This window comes from Streptomyces sp. NPDC060027 (assembly GCF_042737005.1).
In the GTDB taxonomy this organism is placed as follows: domain Bacteria; phylum Actinomycetota; class Actinomycetes; order Streptomycetales; family Streptomycetaceae; genus Streptomyces.
Genome location: NZ_JBHWVI010000462.1, coordinates 1 through 1435, shown reverse-complemented (window position 1 = coordinate 1435; position 1435 = coordinate 1). Strand labels below are relative to the sequence as shown.

At 67.6% G+C, this 1435-nt stretch carries 1 protein-coding gene and 1 pseudogene; both read left to right on the top strand.

What is annotated here, in order from left to right:
- The first annotated feature begins 300 nt into the window (after positions 1–300).
- Positions 301–960, top strand: coding sequence for a response regulator transcription factor (locus ACFWBT_RS43025; protein WP_323178795.1), 660 nt, complete (start codon positions 301–303; stop codon positions 958–960).
- A gap of 236 nt (positions 961–1196) precedes the next feature.
- A pseudogene (locus ACFWBT_RS43020) lies at positions 1197–1435 on the top strand (2-oxoglutarate ferredoxin oxidoreductase subunit alpha); the annotation flags it as partial.

Genomic DNA, 1435 nt, shown 5'->3' with positions numbered 1-1435 from the left:
GTCCGCCTGCTTTTTTTTTTTTTTCCCTCCGGGCCCCCCCCCCGGGGGGGGCCCCACCGCCCCTGGCACGGGACGGGGTGCCCGCGAACGGGTACCCCACCGGGGTGCCCGGCCGAAGATCGGTCGGGCACGTGTGAGAGAGATCGATCCTCCGGGCCGCACCCCTATTCACGTCGCCCGGGCGCATCCCGGTCCGAATGCTGGAATGCTGGGGTCTGTCGTACGAGCGGGAACGAATCCGGCGGAGCCGGGGACGGCCCGGGGTGGGCTCTGGGGGGCCGAGGAATCGTGGAGGACAGGGTGCGGGTGGTCATCGCCGAGGATTCAGTGCTGCTCAGGGAGGGCCTGACCCGGTTGCTGACCGACCGCGGGCACGACGTGGTGGCGGGGGTCGGGGACGGCGAGGCGCTGATCAAGACCATCACCGAGTTCGCGGCGCAGGACGCGCTGCCGGACGTCGTGGTCGCGGACGTGAGGATGCCGCCGACACACACCGACGAAGGCGTGCGGGCGGCCGTGCAGCTGCGCAAGGCGCATCCCGGACTCGGTGTGCTCGTGCTGTCGCAGTACGTGGAGGAGCGCTACGCCACCGAACTGCTGGCCGGTTCGAGTCATGGCGTCGGTTACCTGCTCAAGGACCGGGTCGCCGAGGTGCGCGAGTTCGTGGACGCGGTGGTGCGGGTGGCCCAGGGGGGTACCGCGCTGGACCCGGAGGTCGTGGCGCAGCTGCTCGGCCGCAGCCGCAAGCAGGACGTGCTGGCCGGGCTGACGCCGCGGGAGCGGGAAGTGCTGGGGCTGATGGCCGAGGGCCGGACGAATTCCGCCGTCGCCCGCCAGCTGGTGGTCAGCGACGGTGCCGTCGAGAAGCACGTCAGCAACATCTTCCAGAAGCTGGGCCTGTCGCAAAGTGACGGGGATCACCGGCGTGTTCTGGCCGTCCTGACCTACCTGAACTCATGACCGACTGACACTGTGTCAGTTGTTGAACGGAACCGAGAAGTAGGCCGGGAGCGTCGTTCGGAGAAAAGACCGGGGGCGGGAAAAATCGTGACAAGTCAGGGCGTCAGGCCGTCTCAAAATAGTGTCCATCATGCGAATGGCCCAAGGAAGGCGACCCTTACCGACGTAGGGTTGAAGAAGGAAGGGCCTTCGGGAAGGCCCCTCCCGGACAGCCGCCTCAAAGGAGGTCCAGTTCAGTGACGAGCAAGGTCAGCAGCCCAACGGAACAGGCCGACGAAGCCGTCGTAGGAGAACAGCGCAAACCACCGGGGACGAAGGACGTCCGCCGGCTCGACCGGGTCATCATCCGGTTCGCGGGGGACTCCGGTGACGGTATGCAACTCACCGGCGACCGCTTCACCTCGGAAACGGCCTCCTTCGGCAACGACCTCTCGACTCTGCCGAACTTCCCTGCCGAAATCCGCGCGCCCGCAGG